Origin of the sequence: Candidatus Oleimmundimicrobium sp., from assembly GCF_030651595.1 — a bacterium.
Lineage (GTDB): Bacteria > Actinomycetota > Aquicultoria > UBA3085 > Oleimmundimicrobiaceae > JAUSCH01.
The window spans coordinates 1-1,137 of the sequence record NZ_JAUSCH010000013.1; the positions used below are offsets into that span (position 1 = coordinate 1).

1 protein-coding gene is annotated in these 1,137 nt (G+C 68.9%); it reads left to right on the forward strand.

What is annotated here, in order from left to right; all coding sequences use genetic code 11:
* A partial coding sequence (locus tag Q7U95_RS01390; protein ID WP_308751491.1) for an FAD-linked oxidase C-terminal domain-containing protein occupies positions 1–1,101 on the forward strand: 1,101 nt, incomplete at its 5' end.
* Between the last annotated feature and the right edge of the window lie 36 nt (positions 1,102–1,137).

Consider the following 1,137-nt stretch of genomic DNA (forward strand, 5'->3'; position numbering starts at 1 on the left):
CGCATGGACAAGGTGCTGGAAGTCCGGCCCGAGGACATGGTGGCCGTGGTCCAGCCCGGCCTCACCCGCGAGGCGCTGAACACCGAATTGCGCGCAACGGGGCTGTTCTTTCCGGTCGATCCGGGGGCGAATGCCTCGCTCGGCGGCATGGCCTCGACCCGCGCCTCGGGCACCACGGCGGTGCGTTACGGGACGATGCGCGCCAATGTGCTGGGTCTGGAAGTGGTGCTGGCCGACGGGCGCATCATCCGCACCGGCACGCGCGCGCCCAAATCCTCGACCGGCTACGACCTGACCGGGCTGATGGTGGGGGCCGAGGGCACGCTGGGGCTGATCACCGAACTGACGCTGAAGCTGCATGGCCAGCCCGAGGCGGTCAGCACCGCGGTTTGCGCCTTTGGCGACATGGCAGGCGCGGTGGATGCGGTGATCGCCACCATCCAGTCCGGTATCCCGATGGCGCGGATCGAATTCGTCGACCAGGCCTCGGCTTCGGCCTTCAACGCGCAATCGCAGGCCGGCTGGCCCGATGCGCCGCATCTGATGGTCGAATTCCACGGATCGGCGGCAGGGGTGACCGAGCAGGCCGCGCGCTTTGGCGAGATCGCCGCTGACTTCGGCGCCTCCGGCTTTCGCTGGGCCAGCAAGGCCGAGGAGCGCACCGCGCTCTGGGCAATGCGCCACAATGCCTACCGGGCGATGATGGCCGCCAACCCGGGGTGCGCGCCGATCACCACCGATATCTGCGTGCCGATCTCGCGCCTGGCCGAGGCGGTCGAGGAAACCGCCGCCGAAATCGCCGCCAGCGGCATTCCGGGGCCGATCGTCGGCCATGTGGGCGACGGCAATTTCCACGCGCTGCTCTTGCCGCGCGCCGGCAATGCGGATGAATGGAACCGCGCGCAGACCCTGGCCGCGAACATGGCCGAACGCGCGCTCAGACTGGGCGGAACGGTGAGCGGCGAACACGGGATCGGCATGGGCAAGACCAAATACATGCGGGCCGAACACGGCCAGGCCTGGGACGTGATGGGCGCGATCAAGGCCGCGCTTGACCCCGATGGACTTATGAACCCCGGCAAGCTGCTGCCCGGAAACTGAGGCTTGCTGACAGGGGCTTGCTGACAGGGGCGCGGG